Source organism: Nonomuraea typhae, from assembly GCF_009760925.1.
GTDB lineage: Bacteria > Actinomycetota > Actinomycetes > Streptosporangiales > Streptosporangiaceae > Nonomuraea > Nonomuraea typhae.
The window spans coordinates 479,565-503,424 of record NZ_VRLV01000005.1; the positions used below are offsets into that span (position 1 = coordinate 479,565).

Annotated in this window: 24 protein-coding genes; 18 read left to right on the forward strand and 6 right to left on the reverse strand. The window is 68.1% G+C overall.

Going from position 1 to position 23,860, the window contains the following annotated elements:
- The first annotated feature begins 2 nt into the window (after positions 1-2).
- From FVE25_RS21700 to FVE25_RS21765, 14 genes are all read left to right on the forward strand, one after another.
- Complete coding sequence (locus tag FVE25_RS21700) at positions 3-554, forward strand: NuoB/complex I 20 kDa subunit family protein (protein ID WP_157248826.1); 552 nt, start codon at positions 3-5, stop codon at positions 552-554.
- Complete coding sequence (locus tag FVE25_RS21705; RefSeq protein WP_157248827.1) at positions 551-1,231, forward strand: NADH-quinone oxidoreductase subunit C; 681 nt, start codon at positions 551-553, stop codon at positions 1,229-1,231. Before FVE25_RS21700 ends, FVE25_RS21705 begins: the two co-directional genes overlap by 4 nt.
- On the forward strand, positions 1,228-2,553 hold the full coding sequence (locus FVE25_RS21710) for an NADH-quinone oxidoreductase subunit D (RefSeq protein ID WP_157248828.1): 1,326 nt from the start codon (positions 1,228-1,230) through the stop codon (positions 2,551-2,553). The genes FVE25_RS21705 and FVE25_RS21710 overlap by 4 nt, the downstream gene beginning before the upstream one ends.
- Positions 2,550-3,206 carry an NADH-quinone oxidoreductase subunit NuoE gene (gene nuoE / locus FVE25_RS21715; protein WP_157248829.1) on the forward strand — a complete coding sequence of 219 codons (657 nt, stop codon included), beginning with the start codon at positions 2,550-2,552 and terminating at the stop codon, positions 3,204-3,206. The genes FVE25_RS21710 and nuoE overlap by 4 nt, the downstream gene beginning before the upstream one ends.
- Entirely contained in the window at positions 3,203-4,492 is a 1,290-nt protein-coding gene (nuoF, locus tag FVE25_RS21720) for an NADH-quinone oxidoreductase subunit NuoF (protein WP_157248830.1), read from the forward strand. Before nuoE ends, nuoF begins: the two co-directional genes overlap by 4 nt.
- The gene (locus FVE25_RS21725; protein WP_157248831.1) at positions 4,489-6,864 is read left to right on the forward strand and encodes an NADH-quinone oxidoreductase subunit G; all 2,376 of its coding nucleotides are present in this window, start codon (positions 4,489-4,491) and stop codon (positions 6,862-6,864) included. Before nuoF ends, FVE25_RS21725 begins: the two co-directional genes overlap by 4 nt.
- The gene (nuoH, locus tag FVE25_RS21730; RefSeq protein WP_157248832.1) at positions 6,861-8,207 is read left to right on the forward strand and encodes an NADH-quinone oxidoreductase subunit NuoH; all 1,347 of its coding nucleotides are present in this window, start codon (positions 6,861-6,863) and stop codon (positions 8,205-8,207) included. Before FVE25_RS21725 ends, nuoH begins: the two co-directional genes overlap by 4 nt.
- Complete coding sequence (nuoI, locus tag FVE25_RS21735; RefSeq protein ID WP_157248833.1) at positions 8,194-8,709, forward strand: NADH-quinone oxidoreductase subunit NuoI; 516 nt, start codon at positions 8,194-8,196, stop codon at positions 8,707-8,709. Before nuoH ends, nuoI begins: the two co-directional genes overlap by 14 nt.
- Positions 8,702-9,478 carry an NADH-quinone oxidoreductase subunit J gene (locus FVE25_RS21740; RefSeq protein ID WP_157248834.1) on the forward strand — a complete coding sequence of 259 codons (777 nt, stop codon included), beginning with the start codon at positions 8,702-8,704 and terminating at the stop codon, positions 9,476-9,478. The genes nuoI and FVE25_RS21740 overlap by 8 nt, the downstream gene beginning before the upstream one ends.
- Entirely contained in the window at positions 9,475-9,771 is a 297-nt protein-coding gene (nuoK, locus tag FVE25_RS21745; protein ID WP_157248835.1) for an NADH-quinone oxidoreductase subunit NuoK, read from the forward strand. The genes FVE25_RS21740 and nuoK overlap by 4 nt, the downstream gene beginning before the upstream one ends.
- Before the next feature lie 70 nt (positions 9,772-9,841).
- Positions 9,842-11,692, forward strand: coding sequence for an NADH-quinone oxidoreductase subunit L (gene nuoL / locus FVE25_RS21750; RefSeq protein ID WP_181019676.1), 1,851 nt, complete (start codon positions 9,842-9,844; stop codon positions 11,690-11,692).
- A complete protein-coding gene (locus FVE25_RS21755) occupies positions 11,692-13,251 on the forward strand; it encodes an NADH-quinone oxidoreductase subunit M (protein ID WP_157248836.1) in 1,560 nt (519 codons plus the stop codon). The genes nuoL and FVE25_RS21755 overlap by 1 nt, the downstream gene beginning before the upstream one ends.
- Positions 13,248-14,831 carry an NADH-quinone oxidoreductase subunit NuoN gene (gene nuoN, locus FVE25_RS21760; protein ID WP_157248837.1) on the forward strand — a complete coding sequence of 528 codons (1,584 nt, stop codon included), beginning with the start codon at positions 13,248-13,250 and terminating at the stop codon, positions 14,829-14,831. The genes FVE25_RS21755 and nuoN overlap by 4 nt, the downstream gene beginning before the upstream one ends.
- A gap of 11 nt (positions 14,832-14,842) precedes the next feature.
- Positions 14,843-15,835, forward strand: a complete 993-nt coding sequence (locus tag FVE25_RS21765; RefSeq protein WP_157248838.1) for a polyprenyl synthetase family protein — start codon at positions 14,843-14,845, stop codon at positions 15,833-15,835.
- Here the strand turns inward: FVE25_RS21765 and FVE25_RS21770 are convergent.
- Together FVE25_RS21770 and rarD are read right to left on the reverse strand one after the other, a co-directional pair.
- On the reverse strand, positions 15,827-16,165 hold the full coding sequence (locus FVE25_RS21770; RefSeq protein ID WP_157248839.1) for a hypothetical protein: 339 nt from the start codon (positions 16,163-16,165) through the stop codon (positions 15,827-15,829). The genes FVE25_RS21765 and FVE25_RS21770 overlap by 9 nt on opposite strands.
- Positions 16,166-16,167: 2 nt before the next feature.
- Positions 16,168-17,073, reverse strand: coding sequence for an EamA family transporter RarD (rarD, locus tag FVE25_RS21775; RefSeq protein ID WP_157248840.1), 906 nt, complete (start codon positions 17,071-17,073; stop codon positions 16,168-16,170).
- A gap of 114 nt (positions 17,074-17,187) precedes the next feature.
- Here rarD and msrA point away from each other — a divergent pair, with 114 nt between their 5' ends.
- Positions 17,188-17,847, forward strand: coding sequence for a peptide-methionine (S)-S-oxide reductase MsrA (msrA, locus tag FVE25_RS21780; RefSeq protein WP_157248841.1), 660 nt, complete (start codon positions 17,188-17,190; stop codon positions 17,845-17,847).
- A gap of 544 nt (positions 17,848-18,391) precedes the next feature.
- On the opposite strand, the gene FVE25_RS21785 is transcribed toward msrA, so the two are convergent.
- Both FVE25_RS21785 and FVE25_RS21790 read right to left on the reverse strand, forming a co-directional pair.
- Positions 18,392-18,691: a hypothetical protein gene (locus FVE25_RS21785; RefSeq protein ID WP_157248842.1), complete on the reverse strand. Its 300-nt coding sequence runs from the start codon at positions 18,689-18,691 to the stop codon at positions 18,392-18,394.
- Positions 18,684-18,875, reverse strand: a complete 192-nt coding sequence (locus FVE25_RS21790; protein ID WP_157248843.1) for a hypothetical protein — start codon at positions 18,873-18,875, stop codon at positions 18,684-18,686. The genes FVE25_RS21785 and FVE25_RS21790 overlap by 8 nt, the downstream gene beginning before the upstream one ends.
- A gap of 309 nt (positions 18,876-19,184) precedes the next feature.
- Between FVE25_RS21790 and FVE25_RS21795 the strand changes: the two genes are divergently transcribed.
- Entirely contained in the window at positions 19,185-20,408 is a 1,224-nt protein-coding gene (locus FVE25_RS21795; RefSeq protein WP_157248844.1) for a helix-turn-helix transcriptional regulator, read from the forward strand.
- 3 nt (positions 20,409-20,411) lie between these two features.
- Here the strand turns inward: FVE25_RS21795 and FVE25_RS21800 are convergent, their stop codons facing one another.
- Positions 20,412-21,377 carry a replication initiator gene (locus tag FVE25_RS21800; protein ID WP_343046152.1) on the reverse strand — a complete coding sequence of 322 codons (966 nt, stop codon included), beginning with the start codon at positions 21,375-21,377 and terminating at the stop codon, positions 20,412-20,414.
- Between FVE25_RS21800 and FVE25_RS21805 the strand changes: the two genes are divergently transcribed.
- Both FVE25_RS21805 and FVE25_RS21810 read left to right on the forward strand, forming a co-directional pair.
- Complete coding sequence (locus FVE25_RS21805) at positions 21,279-21,512, forward strand: transposase (protein WP_157248846.1); 234 nt, start codon at positions 21,279-21,281, stop codon at positions 21,510-21,512. The genes FVE25_RS21800 and FVE25_RS21805 overlap by 99 nt on opposite strands.
- Before the next feature lie 244 nt (positions 21,513-21,756).
- Positions 21,757-22,683: a GNAT family N-acetyltransferase gene (locus FVE25_RS21810; protein ID WP_157248847.1), complete on the forward strand. Its 927-nt coding sequence runs from the start codon at positions 21,757-21,759 to the stop codon at positions 22,681-22,683.
- Positions 22,684-22,794: 111 nt separating this feature from the next.
- On the opposite strand, the gene FVE25_RS21815 is transcribed toward FVE25_RS21810, so the two are convergent.
- Positions 22,795-23,781 carry an NAD(P)-dependent alcohol dehydrogenase gene (locus tag FVE25_RS21815; RefSeq protein ID WP_157248848.1) on the reverse strand — a complete coding sequence of 329 codons (987 nt, stop codon included), beginning with the start codon at positions 23,779-23,781 and terminating at the stop codon, positions 22,795-22,797.
- Positions 23,782-23,860: the final 79 nt, after the last annotated feature.

Sequence of the window (23,860 nt, forward strand, 5' to 3'; positions counted from 1 at the left end):
TTATGGGACTTGAAGAGAAACTCCCCAGCGGATTCGTCCTCACCACGGTCGAGCAGGCCGCCGGTTGGGCGCGTAAGAACTCGGTGTGGCCGGCCACCTTCGGCCTCGCATGTTGCGCCATCGAGCTGATGGCCACCGGTGGCCCCCACTTCGACCTGGCGCGCTTCGGCATGGAGCGCGCTTCGGCGTCTCCCCGCCAGGCCGACCTGATGATCGTCGCCGGCCGCGTGTCGCAGAAGATGGCGCCCGTCCTGCGCCAGATCTACGACCAGATGGCCGAGCCCAAGTGGGTCATCTCCATGGGCGTGTGCGCCTCCAGCGGCGGCATGTTCAACAACTACGCCATCGTGCAGGGCGTGGACCACATCGTCCCGGTCGACGTCTACCTGCCCGGCTGCCCGCCGCGGCCCGAGATGCTGATCGACTCGATCGTCAAGCTGCACGACAAGATCCAGAACATGAAGTTCGGCGCCCACAGGAAGAAGCAGATCGACGAGCTCGAACTGCAGGCTCTGCGCGCCCTTCCGCTGATCGACCAGGGGGCGGGCCAGTGAGCGACAACCTTCCCGAGGAGCAGAAGGACAACCTGCCCGAGGTACCCGAGACCCCGGTCGCCCGGCACGGCATGTTCGGCGCCCACGGCACGGGTGACACCTCCGGCTACGGCGGTCTCGTCGTACGGCGGGCGCCCCAGCTGTCCACGCCCCGCCCCTACGGCGGCTACTTCGACGCCCTGGTCGACACCCTCGACCTGGACGACGCCATCGAGCGCGTGGTCGTGGACCGGGGCGAGCTGACCCTGCACGTCAAGCGCGAGCGCCTGGTCGAGGTGCTGCAGAAGCTGCGCGACGACCCCGCCCTGCGCTTCGAGCTCTCCCTCGGGGTGACCGGCGTGCACTACCCGCATCTGACGGGCGAAGAGCTCCACTCCGTCGTACACCTGTGCTCGATCACACACAACAAGCGCGTGCGCGTCGAGACCAGCGCTCCCGACGAGGACCCGCACATTCCCTCGACCGTCGGCGTCTACCCGACGCACGACTGGCACGAGCGCGAGTCCTACGACTTCTTCGGGATCGTCTACGACGGCCACCCCGCCCTGACCCGGATCATGATGCCGGACGACTGGGACGGCCACCCCCAGCGCAAGGACTACCCGCTGGGCGGCATCCCGGTCGAGTACCGCGGCGCCACCATCCCCGCGCCGGACGAGAGGAGGTCCTACTCGTGAGCACAGGCTACGAGGAGGCGACCGAGGGCAAGGTCTACTCGGTCAACGGCGGCGACTGGGACGAGGTCGTCACCAGCGCGCGCGACTCTGAGGAAGAGCGCCTGGTCGTCAACATGGGACCGCAGCACCCGTCCACCCACGGCGTGCTCCGGCTGGTGCTGACCCTCGACGGTGAGACGGTCACCGAGGCGCGCGGCGTCATCGGCTACCTGCACACCGGCATCGAGAAGAACATGGAGTACCGGACGTGGACCCAGGGGACCACGTTCGTGACGCGCATGGACTACCTGACGCCGATGTTCAACGAGACCGCCTACTGCATGGGCGTGGAGAAGCTGCTCGGCATCACCGACCAGATCCCCGAGCGGGCCCAGGCCATCCGCGTCATGATGATGGAGCTCAACCGGATCGCCTCGCACCTGGTCGCCATGGGCACCTTCGGCATGGAGCTGGGCGCGACCACGCCGTTCCTGTTCGGCTACCGTGACCGCGAGCTGGTCATGGACCTGTTCGAGTACATCACCGGCCTGCGGATGAACAACGCCTACATCCGCCCCGGCGGCGTCAGCGTGGACCTTCCGGCCGGCGCCGTGGACAAGGTCGGCGAGTTCCTCAAGGAGATGCCGAAGCGGATCAAGGACATCCGCAAGCTCCTCGACGAGAACCCGGTCTACGTCCGCCGCACCAAGGACGTCGGTTACCTGGACCTCACCGGCTGCATGGCGCTCGGCGTCACCGGCCCGATCCTGCGTGCCGCCGGCCTGCCCTGGGACCTGCGCAAGTCGCAGCCCTACTGCGGCTACGAGACCTACGACTTCCGGGTCCCGACCGAGCGCGGCTGCGACGTCTACTCGCGCTACCTGGTGCGCATGGCGGAGATGGAAGAGTCCCTCAAGATCATCGAGCAGGCTCTGGACCGCATCGCCGGCCCGCTCAAGGGCCAGCCGGTGATGATCGAGGACAAGAAGATCGGCTGGCCGGCGCAGCTCGCGCTCGGCCCCGACGGCTTCGGCAACTCGCCCGACCACATCGCGCACATCATGAGCAGCTCCATGGAAGCCCTCATCCACCACTTCAAGCTGGTGACCGAAGGCTTCCGGGTACCGGCCGGCCAGGCTTACGCCGCGATCGAGTCGGCCAAGGGTGAGCTGGGCGCCCACGTCGTCAGCGACGGCGGCACCCGGCCCTACCGCGTGCACTTCCGCGAGCCCTCCTTCACGAACCTGCAAGCCTTCCCCGCGATGACGGAGGGGGGCCAGGTCGCCGACGTGATCGCCGCGGTGGCATCTATCGACCCGGTTATGGGAGGTGTTGACCGGTGAGTTATTCACCGGAGATCCGCGAGCGTCTCGAGCGGGACGCGAAGGAGATCATCGGGCGGTACCCGAAGGCGCGATCGGCGCTGCTGCCGCTGCTGCACCTGGTGCAGTCCGAGGAGGGCTACGTCTCCGACGACGGTCACCAGTTCTGCGCGGAGATGCTGGGGCTGAGCAAGGCCGAGGTCGTGGGCGTCTCGACGTTCTACACGATGTACAAGCGCAAGCCGGCCGGCGACTTCCACGTCGGCGTCTGCATCAACTCGCTGTGCGCCGTCATGGGCGGCGACCAGATCTGGGACGAGCTGTCGGAGCACGTCGGCGTCGGTCACGACGAGACGACGGGCGACGGCAGGGTGTCGCTGGAGCGCATCGAGTGCAACGCGGCCTGCGACTTCGCCCCGGTCATGATGGTCAACTGGGAGTTCTTCGACAACCAGACCCCCGAGTCGGCCAAGCAGCTCGTCGACGACCTGCGTGACGGCAAGAGCGTCTCGCCGACCCGCGGTCCGAAGAAGCTGTGCACCTTCAAGGAAGCCTCGCGCGTCCTGGCCGGCCTGCCCGACGAGCTCGCGGGCGACGGCCCTTCGGCCGCCGGCGCCTCGCTGGAGGGCCTCAAGGTCGCCAAGGCCAACGGATGGAAGGCTCCCGAGGCATGAGCACTACGTTGACGCCGGTCCTGACCGCCAACTGGGATCAGCCGAACTCCTTCACCCTCGAGGGTTACGGGGAGTATTCCGCTGCTCGCACGGCACTGGCGATGGACCCCGACGCCGTCATCCAGGCGGTCAAGGACTCCGGCCTGCGCGGCCGAGGCGGAGCCGGGTTCCCCACCGGCATGAAGTGGGGCTTCATCCCGCAGGGCGACGGCAAGCCGCACTACCTCGTCGTCAACGCCGACGAGTCGGAGCCGGGCACCTGCAAGGACATCCCGCTGATGATGGCCAACCCGCACTCGCTGGTCGAGGGCATCATCATCACCTCCTACGCCATCCGCGCCAAGCACGCCTTCATCTACGTGCGCGGCGAGGTGCTGCACGTCATCCGCCGCCTGCACGCGGCCGTGCGCGAAGCCTACGAGAAGGGCTACCTCGGCACGGACATCTTCGGCAGCGGCTACGACCTCGAACTGGTCGTGCACGCCGGCGCCGGGGCGTACATCTGCGGTGAGGAGACGGCGCTGCTCGACTCGCTCGAAGGGCGTCGCGGTCAACCTCGGCTCAAGCCCCCGTTCCCGGCCGTGGCGGGCCTGTACGCCTCGCCTACTGTCGTGAACAACGTGGAGTCGATCGCCAGTGTTCCCTCGATCGTCACCAACGGCGCCGAGTGGTTCGCCGGGATGGGCACCGAGAAGTCCAAGGGCTTCGGCATCTTCTCGCTGAGCGGCCACGTCACCCGGCCCGGCCAGTACGAGGCCCCGCTGGGCATCACGCTGCGCGAGCTGCTCGACATGGCCGGCGGCATCCGCCAGGGTCACGAGCTCAAGTTCTGGACCCCGGGCGGCTCATCCACGCCGATCTTCACCGCCGAGCACCTGGACGTGCCGCTCGACTTCGAGCAGGTCGGCCTCAAGGGCTCCATGCTCGGCACCCGCGCGCTGCAGATCTTCGACGAGACCACCTGCGTGGTCCGCACCGTGCTGCGCTGGACCGAGTTCTACGCCCACGAGTCCTGTGGCAAGTGCACTCCCTGCCGCGAAGGCACCTACTGGCTCAAGCAGGTGCTCAAGCGCCTGGAGGCCGGACAGGGCACCGAGGAGGACCTGTCCACGATCACCGACATCGCGGACAACATCCTCGGCCGGTCCTTCTGCGCTCTGGGCGACGGCGCCGCCAGCCCGATCCACTCGTCGGTGAAGTACTTCCGCGACGAGTACCTCAAGCACTTCGAGGTCGGCGGCTGCCCGTTCGACGCGAAGAAGTCCACTGTCTGGGGTGACCAGTGACGAGCACCGCTGTAGAAACCTCCCTGGTGACCCTGAGCATCGACGGCTTCCAGGTCAGCGTCCCCAAGGGCACTCTGATCATCCGCGCCGCCGAGCTCCTGGGCATCCAGATCCCCCGGTTCTGCGACCACCCGCTGCTCGACCCGGCGGCCAACTGCCGCCAGTGCCTGGTCGAGATCCCCGACGCGGGCAACGGCCGCGGTTTCCCCAAGCCGCAGCCGTCGTGCGCGATCGAGGTCGCCGAGGGCATGGTCGTGCAGACCCAGCTCACCTCGCCGGTGGCCGAGAAGGCACAGCGGGCGGCGATGGAGTTCCTGCTCCTGAACCACCCGCTCGACTGCCCGGTCTGCGACAAGGGCGGCGAGTGCCCCCTGCAGAACCAGGCCATGTCCAACGGCCAGGGCGAGTCCCGCTTCCACGAGCACAAGCGCACCTTCCCCAAGCCGCTGGCGCTGTCGACGCAGGTCCTGCTCGACCGCGAGCGTTGCGTGCAGTGCGCGCGCTGCATCCGCTTCTCCGAGCAGATCGCCGGCGACCCGTTCATCGAGTTCTTCGAGCGCGGCTACAAGGAGCAGGTCCGGGTCGCCGACGGCGAGCCGTTCCAGTCCTACTTCTCCGGCAACACCGTGCAGATCTGCCCGGTGGGCGCGCTGACCGGCGCCGCCTACCGCTTCCGCGCCCGGCCGTTCGACCTCGTCTCGACGCCGAGCGTCTGCGAGCACTGCTCGGGTGGCTGCGCCCTGCGCACCGACCACCGCCGCGGCCGCGTCACCCGCCGCCTGGCCGGGGACGACCCGCTGGTGAACGAGGAGTGGAACTGCGACAAGGGCCGCTGGGCGTTCAGCTACGCCACGCAGCCCGACCGCCTGAAGACGCCGCTCGTCCGCAACGAGGACGGCGTGCTCGTGCCGGCCTCCTGGCCGGAGGCGCTGGCCGTCGCGGCAGAGGGCCTGGCCAACGCCCGAGGCAAGGCCGGCGTGCTGCTCGGCGGCCGGCTGACCCTCGAGGACGCCTACGCCTACTCCAAGTTCGCCCGCCTCGCGCTCGGCACCAACGACATCGACTTCCGCGCCAGGCCGCTGTCGGCCGAGGAGACCCAGTTCCTCGCCCACGCGGTCGCCGGCAAGGGTATCGACGTCTCCTACACCGACCTGGAGAAGGCCCCGGCCGTCGTCCTGGTCGGCCTCGAGCCCGAGGAGGAGGCGGCGATCGTCTTCCTGCGCCTGCGCAAGGCGTGGAAGAAGAACGGCCTCAAGGTCAGCTCGATCGCACCCTTCGCCTCCAGGGGCCTGGCCAAGATGGGCGGCACGCTCATCCGCACCGCCCCCGGCGCCGAGGCCGAGGCCATCGGCGACCTGGTCGGCAACCTCGCCGAGGGCACGATCGTGCTCGCCGGCGAGCGCCTGGCCACCGTCCCGGGCGCTCTCTCCGCTCTGGTACGGCTGGCCGCCGCCTCCGGCGTGAAGATCGCCTGGATCCCGCGCCGGGCAGGTGAGCGCGGCGCCCTCGAGGCCGGCGCGCTGCCGAACCTGCTGCCGATCGGCCGTCCCGTCGACGACGAGAGCGCCAGGGCCGAGGTCGCCCGCGCCTGGAACGTCGCCTCGCTGCCCGGCACCCCGGGCCGCGACACCGACGCCATCCTGGCCGCCGCCGCCAACGAGGAGCTCGACGCGCTGGTCGTCGCCGGCCTCGACCCCCACGACCTGGCCGACCCGGCCGCCGCGCTCGCGGCGCTGGAGAACACCCCGTTCATCGTCAGCCTGGAGATCCGCGCCAGCGCCGTCACCGACCGCGCCGACGTGGTGCTTCCCGTCGCGGCCGTGCAGGAGAAGTCCGGCACGTTCGTCAACTGGGAAGGCCGCGGACGCTCCTTCGAGGCGCCCATCAAGGTGCCCGGCCTGCAGAGCGACCTCCACGTGATCGGCAACCTCGCCGACCGCATGGACGTGCATCTGGGCCTGCCCGACGTCAAGGCCGCCCGCCGCGAGCTCGGCGCCATCGGCGCCTGGCGCGGCACCCACGTGGCCGCCCCCAACGTCAGCGGCGCCGCCGCGGGCGCGCCGGGGGCCGGCCAGGCGCTGCTGTCGACCTGGCACCTGCTGCTCGACAACGGCCGCCTGCAGGACGGCGAGCCCTACCTCGCGGGCACCGCCCGCGCGGCCGAGGCCCTGGTCTCCGAGGCCACCGCGGCCGAGATCGGCGTCGGCGACGGCGACACGCTCGTCATCGGCGACGCGATCACGCTGCCGGTGCGCATCGCCGAGCTGCCCGACCGCGTGGTCTGGGTGCCGGCGAACTCCGGCGGCAGCTCGGTCACCCGCGACCTGCGCGCGGTGTCCGGCGACATCGTCTCGATCGGGAGCGCCTCATGATCCTCGCTGTAGAACCGACCCTTGCCGACTTCGGCAAGGACCCGCTCTGGATCACCATCGTCAAGGCCCTGATGCTGTTCGTGTTCCTCCTGCTGGGGGTCATGTTCTTCGTCTGGTACGAGCGCAAGCTCATCTCCTGGATGCAGAACCGCATCGGTCCCGACCGGGCGGGCAAGTTCGGCCTCCTGCAGTCGATCGCCGACGCGATCAAGATGGGCCTGAAGGAGGACCTGTTCCCGAACACCGTGGACAAGGTGCTCTACCTGCTGGCCCCGGTGATCATGGTGGTTCCGGCTTTCCTGGCCTTCTCCATCACGCCGTTCGCGGGCATGGTCAACCTGTTCGGAGTCCAGACGCCGCTGCAGCTGGTGGACCTGCCGGTCGCGGTGCTGTTCATGCTGGCCATGGGCGCGATCTCCGTGTACGGCGTCGTGCTGGCCGGCTGGTCGAGCCGCTCGCCGTACGCGCTGCTGGGCGGTCTGAGGTCGGCGGCGCAGGTGGTCTCCTACGAGATCGCGATGGGACTGTCGTTCGTCGGCGTCTTCCTGTTCGCGGGGACGCTGTCCACGTCGGAGATCGTGAAGGCGCAGGCGGCCGGCGGCGAGTTCCTCGGGATTCCGATGCCGTCGTGGTACGTCGTGCTCCTGCTGCCGTCGTTCCTGATCTTCGTGATCTGCGGCTTCGGCGAGGCCGCCCGTATCCCGTTCGACCTGCCCGAGGGCGAGGGCGAGCTGGTCGGCGGTTTCCAGACCGAGTACTCGTCGTCGCTGAAGTTCGCTCTGATCATGATGGGCGAGTACCTGCACACGTTCACCGCTTCCGCGATGGCGGTCACGCTCTTCCTGGGCGGCTGGCGAGCTCCCTGGCCCATCTCCCTCTGGGACGGCGCCAACGAGGGCTGGTGGGGTCTGCTCTGGTTCTTCATCAAGTTCGTCCTGGTCTTCTCGTTCGTGGTCTGGGTGCGCGCCTCGCTGCCGCGGGTCCGCTACGACCAGCTGATGTCGCTGGGCTGGAAGGTCCTCATCCCGCTGAACCTGGCGTGGATCATGCTCGTGGCCACGGTCAGGGCGATCATGTACGTCCGCGACCCCAGCTCCGGCTTCGAGGGCAGCATGGCGGTCGTCCTGACGATCGCCGCCGTCGTGGTCGTCGGCGCGCTCGCCATCTGGGCCCGGTTCGACACGGTCAACCAGCGGCGGAAGGAGGCCGAGAGGGCCGAGGTCGCCGCTGAGTTCGAAGAGCTGGACCGCGAGCCGACCGCCGGTGGCTTCCCTGTGCCGCCGCTCGATCTGCCGCACTACCACGGGGTGCAGCACAAGGAGGTTCCCAGTGGGACTAACTGATTGGCTGAACCCCGTCAAGGGCTTCGGCGTCACCTTCCACACGATGTTCAAGAAGCCCGTCACCGTGCGGTACCCGGAGGAGAAGCGGCCGACGGCCCCTCGCTTCCACGGTCGCCACCAGCTCAACCGCTGGCCCGACGGGCTGGAGAAGTGCGTCGGCTGTGAGCTGTGCGCATGGGCGTGTCCGGCCGACGCGATCTACGTCGAGGGCGCGGACAACACCGAAGAGGGCCGCTTCTCGCCGGGCGAGCGCTACGGGCGCACCTACCAGATCAACTATCTGCGGTGCATCCTGTGCGGCCTCTGCATCGAGGCTTGCCCGACTCGCGCGCTGACCATGACCAACGAGTACGAGTTGGCCGACACCAACCGTGAGAGCCTCATCTACACCAAGGAGATGCTGCTCGCGCCGTTGACTCCGGGCATGGAGCAGCCGCCGCACCCGATGCGGCTCGGTGAGACCGAAGAGGACTACTACCGCCTGGGACGGACCAATGGGTGAGCAAGTCACTTTCTGGGTCCTGGCCGTTATCTCGGTGCTGGCCGCGCTCGGCGTGGTGTTCAGCCGCAGGGCCGTCTACTCGGCGCTGATGCTCGGCGGCGTCATGCTCTGCCTCGCGGTGCTGTACGCGGCGCAGGACGCGCCGTTCCTGGCCGCGGTGCAGATCATCGTCTACACCGGCGCGGTCATGATGCTCTTCCTGTTCGTGCTCATGCTCGTGGGCGTGGACTCCTCGGACTCCTTCGTGGAGACGCTGAAGGGCCAGCGCTTCTGGGCCGTGATCGCGGGCGTCGGCTTCGCGTCGCTGATCATCCTGGCCGTCGGCAACGCGGTGTTCTCCAACGCCAAGGGGCTGGCCGCGGCGACCGGGCAGGGCGGCTACATCCGCTCGCTGGCCGGGCAGATCTTCACCCGCCACGTGTTCGCCTTCGAGGTGACCTCGGCGCTGCTGATCACCGCCGCGCTCGGCGCGATGGTCCTGGCCCACCGCGAGCGGCTCACCGCCAAGCTCACGCAGAAGGATCTCTCACGCGCCCGCTTCCAGGGCGACCAGCCCTCGCCGCTCCCCGGCCCCGGCACCTACGCCCGGAGCAACGCGGTCGACATGCCGGCGCTGCTGCCCGACGGATCGGTCTCCGAGAAGTCGGTCAACCGCTACATCGCGCGCTATGACGTCGAACACGACCACCTGCCCGCCGATCCGAAGCTCGCCGAGGCGATCAGGCACTCGGTCGAGGTCGAGGTCGAGGTCGAGGAGGAGTCGAAGTGACGACGCAGTACCTCATCCTCTCCGGGCTGCTTTTCGCCATCGGCGCGCTCGGGGTGCTGATCCGGCGCAACGCGATCGTGGTGTTCATGTGCGTGGAGCTCATGCTCAACGCCGCGAACCTCGCGTTCGTCACCTTCGCCAGGCAGAACGGCAACCTCGAAGGCCAGATCATCGCGTTCTTCGTGATGGTGGTGGCCGCGGCCGAGGTCGTGGTCGGTCTGGCCATCATCGTGACGATCTTCCGAACCCGCAGGTCGGCGTCCGTGGACGACGCCAACCTGCTGAAGTACTGAGGGGTGACTGGTGGATCCCGTTAAGATCGCCGATTACGCCGGCAGCGGCGTGATCGGCGTGTCATGGCTGATGATCGCCCTGCCACTCCTCGGCGCCGCGATTCTGCTGGTCCTCGGCCGGATCACGAACAAGTGGGGACACCTGCTGGGCGTGGCCATGTCGCTGGCCTCGTTCGTGGTGGCGGTATTGGCCTTCTTCGAGATCCTCGGGCTGCCCGAGGACGCGCGACGCCAGGCCGTACAGCTCTATGAGTTCATCCCCGGCATGGTCAACATGGGGCTGCTCGTCGACCCGCTGTCGATCAGCTTCGCGCTGCTGATCACGGGTGTCGGATCGCTGATCCACATCTACTCGATCGGCTACATGTCGCACGACACCGACCGGCGGCGCTTCTTCGCCTACCTGAACCTGTTCGTCGCGGCGATGCTGCTGCTGGTGCTGTCCGACAACTACGTCGGGCTGTTCATCGGCTGGGAGGGCGTGGGTCTCGCGTCCTACCTGCTGATCGGGTTCTGGCAGTTCAAGCCGTCGGCGGCCGTCGCGGCCAAGAAGGCGTTCATCGTCAACCGCGTCGGCGACTTCGGCCTGCTGGTCGGCATGTTCGTCATCTGGACGACGTTCGGCACGCTGACGTTCTCCCAACTGGGCACGGCGCAGGTCGGGGAGGCGTCCAACGGGACGCTGACCGCGATCGGGCTCCTGCTGCTGCTGGGCGCGTGCGGCAAGTCGGCCCAGCTGCCGCTGCAGTCCTGGTTGCTCGACGCCATGGAGGGCCCGACCCCGGTCTCGGCCCTCATCCACGCCGCGACCATGGTCACCGCCGGCGTCTACCTGGTGGTCCGCTCCGGCGCGTTCTTCCAGGCGTCGGCCACGGCCTCGCTGGTCGTCGCGATCGTCGGCGTAGCCACACTGCTCGCCGGTGCGATCATCGGTTGCGCGAAGGACGACATCAAGAAGGGCCTGGCCGGCTCGACGATGTCGCAGATCGGCTACATGATGCTCGGCGCGGCCCTCGGGCCGGCGGGCTACGCCTTCGCCATCGCGCACCTCATCGCGCACGGCTTCTTCAAGGCCGACATGTTCCTCGGCGCCGGTTCGGTCATGCACGCCATGAACGACGAAGTGGACATGAGGAAGTACGGCGCGCTGCGCAAGGTCATGCCGATCACCTTCCTCACCTTCATGGTCGGGTACCTGGCGATCATCGGCTTCCCGTTCCTGTCCGGTTTCTACACCAAGGACGGGATCATGGAGACGGCCATGGAGCACGGGCAGTGGATGGGCTGGCTGGCCGTCCTCGGCGCGGGCATCACCGGCTTCTACATGTCGCGCATGGTCTTCATGACCTTCTTCGGCGAGAAGCGCTGGGACAAGGACGCGCACCCCCACGAGTCGCCCGCGGTGATGACCTGGCCGCTGATCCTGCTCTCGATCGGCTCGATCGGCCTGGGCTACTACCTGATCAGCGACAACCGGTTCATGAAGTTCCTGTCCCCGGCGGTCGGCCTCCCCGAGCACCTGCCGGAATTCCACCTGTTCAGCACCACCACGGTCGGCCTGAGCTCCCTCGCCCTCGTCGCCCTGGGCGCCGCGTTCGCGTGGTTCAAGTACGGCAGGTCCGAGGTCCCGGTCCTCCAGCCGCGTGGCAACCTCCTGGTGAACTTCGCCCGGCGTGACCTGTACGGCGACGCCCTCAACGAGTCGCTGTTCATGCGCCCCGGCCAGTGGCTGACCAGGATCGCCGTCTTCTTCGACAACCGCGGCGTCGACGGCCTGGTCAACGGGCTGGCGGCGGCGATCGGCGGAACCTCGGGCCGCGTCCGGCGGCTGCAGACGGGCTTCGCCAGAACGTACGCGCTGTCCATCCTGTTCGGTGCGGCCCTCCTGGCCGGCGCCCTGCTCCTCGTTGGGAACATGTGATGTCACCCTGGCTCCCGATCCTCATGGCGGTGCCCGTGCTGGGCGCCATCGTGGTGGCCCTGCTCCCCAAGGGCAGTGACAAGCTGGCCAAGCAGGTCACGCTGCTGGTCTCGCTGGCCGTGATGGTGCTGACGCTCGTCATGGCGGTGCAGTTCAAGCCGGGCGGCGACCGGTTCCAGTTCGTGGCCGAGTACAACTGGATCCCGAGCTTCGGGGTCAAGTTCGGCGTCGGCGTGGACGGCATCGCGCTGGTGCTGATCGCGCTGTCGGCGGTGCTGGTGCCGATCGTGGTGCTGGCCTCGTGGAACGACGCCGACGGTGTGAAGACGGCCGACGGCACGGTCATCGCGCCGAAGCGGTCGGTCAAGACCTACTTCTCGCTGCTCCTGGTGCTGGAGACGATGATGATCGGCGTCTTCGCGGCGACCGACATCTTCCTGTTCTACATCTTCTTCGAAGCCATGCTGATCCCGATGTACTTCATGATCGGGTCGTACGGCGGCGCCCAGCGGTCCTACGCGGCCGTCAAGTTCCTGCTGTACTCGCTGTTCGGCGGCCTGCTCATGCTGGTCGCGGTCATCGGGCTCTACTTCGCCGCCGGCAAGGGCACGTTCATGTTCCCCGAGCTGATCGGCGCCATCCAGGACCCGAACACGCAGAAGTGGCTGTTCGCCGGCTTCTTCATCGCCTTCGCGATCAAGGCGCCGCTGGTGCCGGTGCACACCTGGCTGCCCGACGCGGCGGCTCAGGCTCCGGCGGGCGCGGCCGTACTCCTGGTGGGTGTGCTCGACAAGGTGGGCACCTTCGGGATGCTCCGCTTCTGCCTGGAGTTGTTCCCCGAGGCGGCCAAGACGTTCACGATGCCGATCGTCGTGCTCGCGGTGATCAGCATCATCTACGGCGCGATCGTGGCCATCGGGCAGACGGACATGAAGCGCCTGATCGCCTACACCTCGATCTCGCACTTCGGCTTCATCGTCATGGGCGTGTTCGCCATGGACCAGATCGCCCAGTCCGGGGCGACGCTCTACATGGTCAACCACGGCTTCGCCACCGGCGCGCTGTTCCTGGTCGCCGGGTTCCTGATCGCGCGGCGCGGCTCGCCGTACATCTCCGACTACGGCGGCGTGCAGAAGGTGGCGCCGCTGCTGGCCGGGTTCTTCCTGGTCGCCGGTCTGGCCGGGTTGTCGCTGCCGGGGCTGTCGTCGTTCGTCAGCGAGTTCATGGTGATGATCGGCACGTACTCCAGCGTCGCGTTCGGCTCCGGCGCGCTGGCGGTGGCGGCGATCGTCTCCGCGGTCGCGGTCATCCTCGCGGCCGTCTACATCCTGTGGGTGGTCCAGCGGACCCTGAACGGCCCGACGGCCGAGTCCGTGAAGGGCTTCAAGGATCTGAACGTGCGTGAGGTCGTGGTGCTCGCGCCGCTCGTCGCGCTGATCATCGGATTCGGCTTCTACCCGAAGCCGCTGCTCGACGTGATCAACCCGTCGGTCAAGCAGACGATCCAGAACGTGAAAGTAGAAACCCCCGCCATCGCTGAGAAGGGAGCCGGGAATTGAACGGCTTCGAGGCGCCGACCATCGAGTACGGGCAGCTCGCGCCGCTGCTGCTCGTCTTCGGCGCGGCCTGCATCGGCGTCCTGGTGGAGGCGTTCGCGCCGCGCTACCTGCGCAAGTCCATCCACGTCCCGCTCACGCTGCTGAGCATGGTGGGCGCGTTCGCGCTGGTCATCGTGCAGGTGGCCAGGGGCGGCGTGCCGGCGACGGCCTCGGCCATGGGCGCGGTGGCGGTGGACGGCCCGGCGCTGTTCATCTGGGGCGTCATCCTGGTGCTCTCGCTGGGCGCCGTACTCATGATCAACGACGACGGCCACTTCGTCGCCTCGGCGGCAGCCGTACCCGGGAGTGCGGAAGAGGAGGAGGCGGAGTCGAGCGGCGGCGCGCACACCGAGGTCTACCCGCTGGTGCTCTTCGCGGTCGGCGGCATGCTGCTGTTCGCCGCCTCGCACGACCTGCTGATCATGTTCGTGGCCCTCGAGGTCATGTCGCTGCCGCTGTACCTGCTGTGCGGGCTGGCGCGCAGGCGTCGCCTGCTGTCGCAGGAAGCGTCGCTGAAGTACTTCCTGCTGGGCGCGTTCTCCTCGGCGTTCTTCCTGTACGGCATGGCGATGGTGTACGGCTACGCCGGCACGGTGAGCCTGCCCGGGATCAGCCAGGCGATGGCGACCGGCGCGCTGATGGACCCGCTGCTGCTGCTCGGCTTCGCCCTGCTGGGCGTGGGCCTGCTGTTCAAGATCGGTGCGGCGCCCTTCCACGCGTGGAAGCCGGACGTCTACCAGGGCGCGCCGACGCCGGTGACCGCGCTGATGGCCTCCGGCACGCTGGTGGCGGCCATGGGCGCGGTGCTGCGGGTGTTCTGGGTGGCGCTGGGCAACCTGGACTGGGACTGGCGCCCGGTCATGTGGGTGGTCGCGGCGCTGACGATGATCGTGGGCGCGATCCTGGCGATCACGCAGACGGACATCAAGCGCATGCTGGCGTACTCGTCGATCGCGCACGCGGGCTTCCTGCTCATCGGCGTGATGGCGACGTTCGAGGCGGCCGAGAAGAACGCGGGCTCGCTGTCGGCGATCCTGTTCTACCTGCTGGTCTACGGCTTCACCACCGTGGGCGCGTTCGCCGTGGTCACCATGGTGCGCGACCCCGGAGGCGAGGCGGGGCATCTGTCGCGCTGGGCGGGTCTGGGTAAGCGATCTCCGCTACTTGCCGGTGTGTTCGCTTTCTTCTTGCTGGCGTTCGCTGGTATCCCTCTGACCAGTGGTTTCTTCGGGAAGTACGCCGTGTTCGCGGCGGCCGTGGACAGCGGCGCACAGACCGGAGACTCGATGGGCGCGTGGATGACCGGCCTGGTCGTCGTGGGTGTCATCGCCTCGGCGATCGCGGCGTTCTTCTACGTCCGCGTCATCGTGCTGATGTTCTTCAGCGAGCCCGCCGCCGACGGCCCCACCGTGGTCGCTCCCAGCATGGGCACCGCGGTGGTCATCGGCGTCGCGCTGCTGGTTACGGTAGGAGTCGGGCTTTTCCCGCAGCCCGCGCTCGACATCGCAAACCAGGCTGCGTCCGGCCTGTTCATTAGATAAGGGGTCCACCTATGTCCGCGCCTCCGGTTGTTGATCTGCCCATTGAGGACGAGCGGTTGGCGCAGGACATAGCCAGCGGGCTGAGCGCAGTTGAGAAGCTCCTGCGCGCGTCGGTGGAGAGCGAGGACGCCTTCGTCACGGAGGCGTCCAAGCACCTCATCGAGGCTGGTGGCAAGCGGTTCCGCACGCTGATGGTGCTGCTGGCCGCCCAGTTCGGCGATCCGTCCGCGCCCGGTGTCGTCCCGGGCGCGGTGGTGATCGAGCTCACCCATCTTGGATCGCTCTATCACGACGACGTCATGGACGAGGCCCCGGTACGGCGGGGCTCCGCGTCGGCCAACGCCCGCTGGGACAACACCGTGGCGATCCTGACCGGCGACTACCTGTTCGCGCAGGCGTCCGACCTCCTGGCCGATCTGGGTCCCGAGCTGATCAGGATCCAGGCGCAGACGTTCTCCCGGCTCGTGCAGGGGCAGATCAGGGAGACGATCGGGCCGCGTGAGGGGGAGGACCCGGTGGCCCACTACATCAAGGTGCTGGCCGACAAGACCGGCTCGCTCATCGCCGCCTCGGGGCGGTTCGGGGCGCTGCTGTCCGGGGCGCCGGCGGACGTCGAGGAACGGCTGAGCCGCGCCTGCGAGGCGATCGGGGTGGCGTGGCAGCTCGGGGACGACCTTCTCGACGTGGCTTCCACCTCGACGGAGTCGGGCAAGACGCCGGGGACGGACCTGCGGGAGGGCATCAGGACGCTGCCGGTGCTCTACGTGCTGGGCTCGCCGGACGAGTCGCGGCTCAGGGCGCTGCTGGCGGCCGGGCCGGTGGCGGAGGAGGACGTCGAGGAGACGTTGTCGCTGCTGCGGGGGCATTCGGCGATGGTTCAGGCTCGGGCGGAGCTGGATGCGTGGGTGAACCGGGCGCGTGCCGACATCTCTGGCTTGCCGGACATTCCGGCTAAGCGTGCCTTTTTGGCCTTGTGTGACTATGTCGTGGAACGTTCAGGCTGATTTTTCGGGATATATCCGGACGAACCGTAGGTCGCTCTGGAGGCGGCCGCCGTCGCGGCGGTCGACCAGGAGATGGTCCCTGCGCTTGGTCACCTGGACGATGACGGGCTCGTCCCTCAGGTGGCCGCGGGTCTCGAAGGTGTAGACGCCGCCGGCCAGGGTGTAGCGGGCCGGGTGGACGCCTTGGGGCGGCGCCTCGCGGCGCAGCCATGTGGCGATCAGGGGCCCCTGCTCGGGGCCCGGCGCCGGCCGTACCAGGACGTCCAGTGCCAGGCCGTCCGGGTAGAAGCGGAAGACCTGGAGGTCGCAGGCGTAGATGCCGCTCAGCACGGTCACACCTTGACCAGTTCGGCGGCCTTCCGGCTGGCGCGCGCCGCGCGGATGCTGTCGTAGGTGAAGATCGACAGGGCCAGCCAGACGATCGAGAACCCGATCCAGCGGCTCGGCGGCATGGTCTCCTTGGCGATCAGCACGCCGCACAGGAACTGCAGGATCGGGGCGATGTACTGCAGGACGCCGATCGTGCTCAGCGGCACCCGGATGGCCGAGGCGGTGAAGAACAGCAGCGGCACTGCGGTGATCACCCCGGCGCCGGCCAGGAGGAGCGCGTGACCGGGGTTGGTGTGCCCGAACGTCGCCTGCCCTGACATTTCCAGATATACGAGGTATGCGAGCGCGGGCGTCAGCAGCACCAGCGTCTCCACGGTCAGGCTCTCGGCCGCGCCCACGTTGGCCTGCTTCTTGACCAGCCCGTACACCCCGAAGCTGACGGCCAGCGTGAGCGCGATCCACGGCAGCCGGCCGTAGTCGATGGTGAGCACGATCACCGCCAGCGCGCCGGCCCCAACCGCCGCCCACTGCAACGGCCGCAGCCGCTCCCGCAGCAACACGACCCCGAACACCACGCTCACCAGCGGATTGATGAAGTACCCGAGCGCACTCTCCACCACGTGCCCGGTGTTGACGGCGTAGATGTAGGTGCCCCAGTTGACCGTGATGACCACCGCGGCCAGGGCCAGCAGCGCGAGCTTCCTGGGCTGCTTGAGCAACTCCCGGAACCACGACCAGTGCCGCCGCACCGCCAGGATGGCCACCACGGCCACGAGAGACCACGCCATGCGGTGCGCGAGGATCTCAAGCGCCCCCGAGGGCTTGAGGAGCGGCCAGTAGAGTGGGAACAGTCCCCACATGGCGTAGGCCGCGACCCCGAACAACACACCACGCTTCTCGTCAGGCATGTAACCCATTTTCGGACATTACATGCTTAAACACAAACGCGTTCTACTATGTGGGACTATTTAGGCATCCTTAATGGTTTGCACCTCTGTATCGTGGAGACCAGGAGGTGCACCATGGGTTGGCTGTTCGGCAAGAAGACATCGATGGTCCATCCGGAGGACGCCCTGTCAGGGCGCTCGACCCGCATGAAGATCCCCGCCCGCCACGCGGTCCTGGACGCCCCGCTGGCCCCGCCGTACCCCTCGGGGCTGGAGATCGCTGACTTCGGCCTAGGCTGTTTCTGGGGCGCCGAGCGCAAGTTCTGGCAGACAGAAGGGGTGTACACCACCGCCGTCGGCTACCAGGGCGGCTACACCCCCAACCCGACCTACGAAGAGGTCTGCACCGGCGCCACCGGCCACACGGAGGCCGTCCGCGTCGTGTACGACCCGGCAAAGGTGTCCTACGAGGAACTCCTCAAGCTCTTCTGGGAGGCCCACGACCCCACGCAGGGCATGCGCCAGGGCAACGACGTCGGCACCCAGTACCGCTCCGCCATCTACTACCACACGCCGGAGCAGGAAAAGTCCGCCCTGGCCTCCCGCGACGCCTACCAGAAGGTCCTGAAGACCTCCGGCTACGGCGACATCACCACAGAGATCGCCCCGGCCCCGGAGTTCTTCTACGCCGAGGACTACCACCAGCAGTACCTTCACCGCAACAAAAACGGCTACTGCGGAATCGGCGGCACTGGAGTCGCCTGCCCGATCGGCCTGACCTCGGGCGAGGCGTAGACCTGCGTAGATAGCTAGATCCTGGCCCTGGATCGCCCGGCGCAACCCGGTGTCGATCATGGGCCAGAGCCGTTCTCGGCGACAAGTTTCTCTACAGGGTCAAGGGCTCGCTTCGCTCGCCGCGCCGCCGCCCGCTCCGGGCGGCCAGCGCGCCGGGCATGCGGCCTGGGGGCCGGTCCCGGCGCGCGCCGCCCACCGCTCCAAGGCGGCGCGACAACCCTTCAGCCATCTCCTGGAGCATCAAGGCCGTTCCGTCACCGGCCTCCACCGCTACGCGGCCCCTGCGGGGTGCTGCGCATGGACGCCGGCCACTGCACTCCCCGATCGATCACCCACGGGCCGAGGTCCGTACCCCCGCCCCCGATACCGCAGTGTTCGTGTCCCTCGGTCGGCGTCAACTCCGTCTGTGCGGCGAAAGGGGTGGGCCGCGTGGAACCTCACAGGGCTGAGGTCCGGGAAGACGGAGTTGACACCTCGGTCGGGCCACACAGTCCGGCAGCTATCGGGGGCGGGGGAATGTGGGCCGTGCCAAGCCCCTGAAGGGCTACCGGACATACCCGGCCAGCAGCGCGCCCCAGATCTCCCGTGTCTGCCTGAGCGATGCCCAGTCGGTCTCATGCGTCTTCGCCACCGGCTCACCCTGCACGGTGCGCCGGATAAAGGCGCGGCCACCCGCGAGGCACAACTCATACACCGTCGCCCGGCATGCACAGGTCCACTCGATCACGCGCACCGGCCTCCCGTACGGGTCCACCACGTTCCAACGAAGCCGTCCCGATCCTCGACGGACTGCCGTCACATGCGGACTCAGGCACTCATCGAGGTTGATCAGCGCGTCATTCATGCCGCGGCTCGGCAATGACCGTCCGCCGGAGCATGGACAGTCGATAGGCGACGGCGCGGGCAGCAGTTGGCGGGTTGGCCGTGCTGTACGTGGTGTAGATGCGCCGTCCGGTCGTTGAGGAGACCTGACCGTTCCACCACCGGTAGGTGATCCCGTCGCACCAGACGAGCAGTTCGATCCACACGCAGACCAGTGCCACTCCGTGACCCGTGTGGACCTCGGACGAAATCCCGAGATCACGGAGGGCCGACCATAGTGCGTTCGCTCTCCGGGCAGCAGGACACTCGAGGGCAACGTGATGATCGGTATGGGCCTGGACGGTTCGCATGGCGGGGCCTCGATTCCTGTTTGAGGACGCGACGCTTGGGCGGGTTCCCGCTGTTCACGGCGATGTCATCCATCACATCGGTCGGTGTCGCGCACGGGCAGGTGCGCCTGGGGGACACTGGGGGATAGTGGCGATGTCCCCTGCAGCCCGGCGAGAGGTGTTCGCATGGAGGCCAAACACGTCCCCCCATGGGCCGTCCGGCTCCGTGCCGAGCGGCGTGAGCATGGCTGGTCGCAGACCGAGATGGCCAAGCGGCTTGCCGAGGCCGCAGACGGCGCGACTCGTGCGCACTTGCCTTCACGGGAGTCGATCGTGCGGCGGATCAAGTCCTACGAGGCAGGCGAGCACCAGCCGAACGACCCGTACCGGGTGCTGTACAGCCGTGCGCTTGGGATCAGCGAGGACGAACTTTTCGGCACACCCGCCAACGCATGGTCCTACGGCGACGACGAGATGGAGGCGATGGAACTCGCCCGCAGGAGCGCCGCGAGCGACGTGGGTACGGAGACCCTGGAGCGGCTGGAACTGGCGGTTGACGATCTGGCGACCGCGTACCCCGGCACTCTGCCCGCCGAGCTACTCAACCGCGTCCGTTGGCATCTCGCCTACGTGGCTCGCTTGATGGATGCCAGGAAGACGCTCGCGGAGCATCGCCGCCTCCTGGTGGTCGGTGGATGGCTCTCGCTGCTCGCCGCCACTTGTCATATCGACCTTCACCAGTTCCGGGCCGGTACAGCGCGCCTGAAGACCGCTGCTGAGTTGGCCAAGCATTCCGAGCACGCCGAGATCGCAGCTTGGTGCCTGGAGACAGCGGCATGGCAGGTCCTCACCACCGGCGACTACCGCCGAGCAGTCACCCTCTCCCAGGGCGCGCAAGCCGTCGCGCCACGAGGAAGCTCGGCCTACATCCAGGCCACAGCGCAGGAAGGTCGTGCCTGGGCCAGACTCGGCGCGGGGCCCGAGACCCGCGATGCCCTGGACCGTGTGGCCCGCCTGGTCTCACCCCTGCCGATGCCGGACCGTCCTGAACACCACTACCGGTACGACCCCGCCAAGAGCGAGGCGTACATCGCGACCACGTTGTCATGGCTCGGCGACCCCGCCGCCGAGCGCTACGCCCGTCACGTGCTGGCTCGTCTGGAGTCAGCCAAGGACGGACCGCCACGGCCCCGCCGGGCAGTCTCGGCTCGTCTGGATCTCGCCCTGTCACTGCTCGCCGCCGATCAGCTCGACGAGGCCGGGCAGATCACACTCACGGCCATCACGAGCGGGATCCTTGTCCCGTCGAGCTACTGGCGAGCCAGAGAAGTGATCAGGGCCGTCGAAGAACGCCGCCTTCCCGAGGCGGGCGAGCTGCGCGAGGCATACCGCGAGCTGACCGCCTCGTAGCAGTTACGTCATTCCGGTGCGTTGCTCTCGCCGCCGGGCGGCTGTGATCCGTTGGTGAGCGAGGTTGGCCCAGAACCCCTCGCCACTGCGGTGCCCCTTTCCGGCGTACTGCCACTCCGCGATCGTGAGGGCGGTGTTGGGATCAGGGACCTGGACGCCGTAGAGGAGCCGCGCTTGCTCGGCGCGGAAGTCGGCACGTGCCTGCCGTAGGTCTCCGAGGGTGACCGAGTAGTGGCGGGACTTGGTGGAGAAGTGGCCCCGGTAGCCGAGCATGTGGGCCCATTGGCGCAGAGGCAGGCCCTTGTACTGGGGTAACTGCGCCAGGCTGAAACAGGCGTAGATCATGCGCCGGGCGTGCTCGGTCACGTTCAGGCCGGGGATCTCCCAAGCGTGGCGGATCGGACGGTTAACGGTTCCGGCCGACTCTGCCCCCTTGGTGGCGTACTTGGCCACGTATGCGGCGACTCGCTGATCGCTGACGCCGTCCAACTCGGCCGAGACGTACACCGGTCGCACGTCGAGCTGATCGCCCCAGCGGACGGGCAGCGGTGGTTCGTCCGCCACGCGGACCGAGATCTGTCCGGCGGCCTGGCGTATCGCCCGGTCGAGTAGTTCGATCGAGATCTCGTCCGGCGGTCGGTCGGTTGGCCCGTCCGGTCCGTCGAGCCTGATCACGGCGTGGAAGTGGACCAGGCCACGCGCTTGGTACTCGGCTACCTTGGCGTACGAAAGCCGAAGTCTGTGCCGCAGTTCGGTCCGTGTGATGCCGAGTAGGCGAGCCAGGACGGACGGCATGGTGAGCTTGGTCCGGTTTGACGGACATCCGAGATCAGGGGTTCGCCCCCCGGAAGGATGTCCATGATGGAGAGCATGGGGAAGATGAAGCCGCGTCCTCGCCGCTCGTTCACGCCGGAGTTCAAGGCCGAGATCGTTGAGCTGTGCCAGCGCGGTGACCTCTCGGTCGGGCAGGTGGCCAAGGACTTCGACCTGACCGAGACCGCGGTGCGTCAGTGGATCCGCCAGGGCGAGGTCGATGCCGGCCAGCGGGACGGGTTGACCAGCATCGAGCGAGAAGAGCTGGTGGCGCTGAGGCGGGAGAACTAGCGGCTGCGCCAGGACGTCGACATCCTCAAGCGGGCGACGGCTTTCTTCGTGCGGGAGACCCGGTGAGCGTGCACTCGTTCATCAAGAGGCGGTCGACACGTGGGCTGAGTACCGGTCCAAGCCTCATTAGGTCGTGCATCTATGTGGGTCGAGCCTCGTTGGGCGGCGGCGAGGGGTGATCAGCTTGGTCTGGGCCATGCTGGGTTGGCGCAGAGGCGGACAAAAGGCGCGCTAGCCTCTTCGGGTGATTTCCTACCGTGCGATCGTCCCTGGGGAGCTCGACCGTGTGACCGCGTGGGTCGTGACCGAGCCCGTCGGCTGGATCTCTGCTGATCGCTATCTCGCAGAGCTGGCTGAGAATATGTATCGGCCTGAGTGGACGTGGATCGCCGAGGTCGGCGGCCGGGTCGTGGGACGGGCGCTGTGGTGGGGGCCGAGGGACAGTGCGTATCCGGTTGCGCTCGACTGTCTCGACGTGGATCCGGCGGTGGGTGAGCGTACTGCCGTCGCCGCCGAGTTGGTCGGGGCCGCGCTGGCGGTGTTTCCGCGGCCGGTGCAGTACGCGATCAAGGCGGCCGGCGGCTGGCGTGACGATCCGGCGATCTCGGCGGCCGTGGGATGGCGGCGGGCGGCGGCGCACGCGGCCGGGCTCAGCCGGGAGGTGGAGCGGCTGCAGTTCGAGTGGGCGCCGGCCGACGGGGTGCCCTCGGCGGCCGGGGTGCTGCGGTTCGGCGAGGCGGCCGATGAGGAGTTCCTGGCGGTGTTCGGGAGAATCGCCGAGGGCAGCCTGGACTTCCAGACCCGGATGAATGTGGCGGCCAAGGGTGTGGACGCTGCCGCGCGGGAAGAGATGGAGTTCTATCTCGGGGCGCCGGGCAAGCGGGAGTGGTGGCGGATCGCCTATACGGCCGAGGGTGACGTGGCGGGTATGGCGATTCCCTCGGCTACGCCGTACAGCGTGAACGTGGGGTATCTCGGGGTGGTTCCGGAGTTCCGGGGGCGCGGATACGTGGATGAGATACTCGCCGAGATCACCCGTATGCACGCGGCCAACGGAGAGCCGCGGGTCACCGCGACCACCGACGTGGGGAACGCGCCGATGGCGGCGGCGTTCTTGCGCGCTGGGTACCGCAACACGGAGATCCGGATCAATCTCTCCAACGACCTTTAGCCCTGGTTTCCGCCTGCGTCGATGCGGCTGTGGAGCCTGAACTCCGGGAGGAGGACGGATGGCGCGGGCAGCGTCGTTCGTCCGAGGGGCGCAGGGGAACGAGAGCCGGGGTCAGATGGTGATGACGACCTTGCCTGGGGCGTGGCCTTGTTCCTGGTAGGTCATTGCCGCCGGGATCTCGTCGAAGGGGTAGACGCGGTCGACCACCGGGGTGATGCGGCCGTCCTCCAGGTAGGGGGTCAGGGTGCGGAGGTTGGCGGCGGTGTTCGGGTCGTGGATGACGTCGGCGAGTACCACGCGCTGGGAGGCGAAGGGGGCCGTGGCGAGGGTGGCGAAGGCGTGGGCGGCGGGCTGGAACCAGCGGCCGGGTGGGCCGCCGACGATGACGAGGGTGCCTTTGCGGGTCAGGACGCGGCGGGCGGCTGAGCCTCGGTGGGTTCCGGCGATGTCCACCAGGAGGTCGTATCGGGTGGGCTCGCGGGTGAAGTTGGTCTTGGTGTAGTCGATGACGTGGGCGGCGCCCAGTGAGTGGACCAGGCTGACGTTGCGGGTGCTGCAGACGGCCGTGACCTTTGCGCCCAGTGCTTTGGCCAGTTGTACGGCGAAGGTGCCCACTCCGCCTGAGGCGCCGTTGATCAGGACGTTCTGGCCGGGTTCCAGCCGGCCCTGGTCGCGCAGGGCCAGCAGGGCGGTGCAGGCGGCCAGGGGGACTGCCGCGGCCTGTTCGTACGAGAGGGCGGCGGGTTTGGGGGCCAGGTCGTTCATGTGGACGATGGCGTATTGGGCGAAACCGCCCTGTTTGGGCATGGCGAAGACCTCGTCGCCCACGGTTATGCCGGTTACGCCTGGGCCCAGTGCCGAGACGGTGCCGGATATGTCGGCACCCAGGATGGGGATGCTGGGTTTGCGCAGGCCGGGGCCGCCGGGCATCAGGCGGGCGAGGTAGGGCTCGCCGCGCAGGAAGTGCCAGTCGTACGGCTGGACGGAGGCGGCGCGGACCCGGACCAGGACCTCGTCCTTGCCTGGCTGGGGGATGGGGAGGTCGGCGGGGGTCAAGTTGTCCGGCGGGCCGTACTTGTGGAGGACGAAAGCCTTCATGGGGGTCTCCTCTTCGTTCGGGGCGGGGTCAGCGTAGGAGGGGGTCCTCAACCGGCAAATCAGCCGAAAGTACGCCCGA

Excerpts from the sequence above, each read along its gene's own strand:
- FVE25_RS21700 (WP_157248826.1), top strand. The coding sequence starts at position 3 with ATGGGACTTGAAGAGAAACTCCCCAGCGGATTCGTCCTCACCACGGTC.
- nuoF (WP_157248830.1), top strand. The coding sequence starts at position 3,203 with ATGAGCACTACGTTGACGCCGGTCCTGACCGCCAACTGGGATCAGCCG.
- nuoH (WP_157248832.1), top strand. The coding sequence starts at position 6,861 with ATGATCCTCGCTGTAGAACCGACCCTTGCCGACTTCGGCAAGGACCCG.
- FVE25_RS21740 (WP_157248834.1), top strand. The coding sequence starts at position 8,702 with ATGGGTGAGCAAGTCACTTTCTGGGTCCTGGCCGTTATCTCGGTGCTG.
- nuoL (WP_181019676.1), top strand. The coding sequence starts at position 9,842 with ATGATCGCCCTGCCACTCCTCGGCGCCGCGATTCTGCTGGTCCTCGGC.
- FVE25_RS21755 (WP_157248836.1), top strand. The coding sequence starts at position 11,692 with ATGTCACCCTGGCTCCCGATCCTCATGGCGGTGCCCGTGCTGGGCGCC.
- FVE25_RS21765 (WP_157248838.1), top strand. The coding sequence starts at position 14,843 with ATGTCCGCGCCTCCGGTTGTTGATCTGCCCATTGAGGACGAGCGGTTG.
- rarD (WP_157248840.1), bottom strand. The coding sequence starts at position 17,073 with ATGCCTGACGAGAAGCGTGGTGTGTTGTTCGGGGTCGCGGCCTACGCC.
- msrA (WP_157248841.1), top strand. The coding sequence starts at position 17,188 with ATGGGTTGGCTGTTCGGCAAGAAGACATCGATGGTCCATCCGGAGGAC.
- FVE25_RS21785 (WP_157248842.1), bottom strand. The coding sequence starts at position 18,691 with ATGAATGACGCGCTGATCAACCTCGATGAGTGCCTGAGTCCGCATGTG.
- FVE25_RS21795 (WP_157248844.1), top strand. The coding sequence starts at position 19,185 with ATGGAGGCCAAACACGTCCCCCCATGGGCCGTCCGGCTCCGTGCCGAG.
- FVE25_RS21805 (WP_157248846.1), top strand. The coding sequence starts at position 21,279 with ATGGGGAAGATGAAGCCGCGTCCTCGCCGCTCGTTCACGCCGGAGTTC.
- FVE25_RS21815 (WP_157248848.1), bottom strand. The coding sequence starts at position 23,781 with ATGAAGGCTTTCGTCCTCCACAAGTACGGCCCGCCGGACAACTTGACC.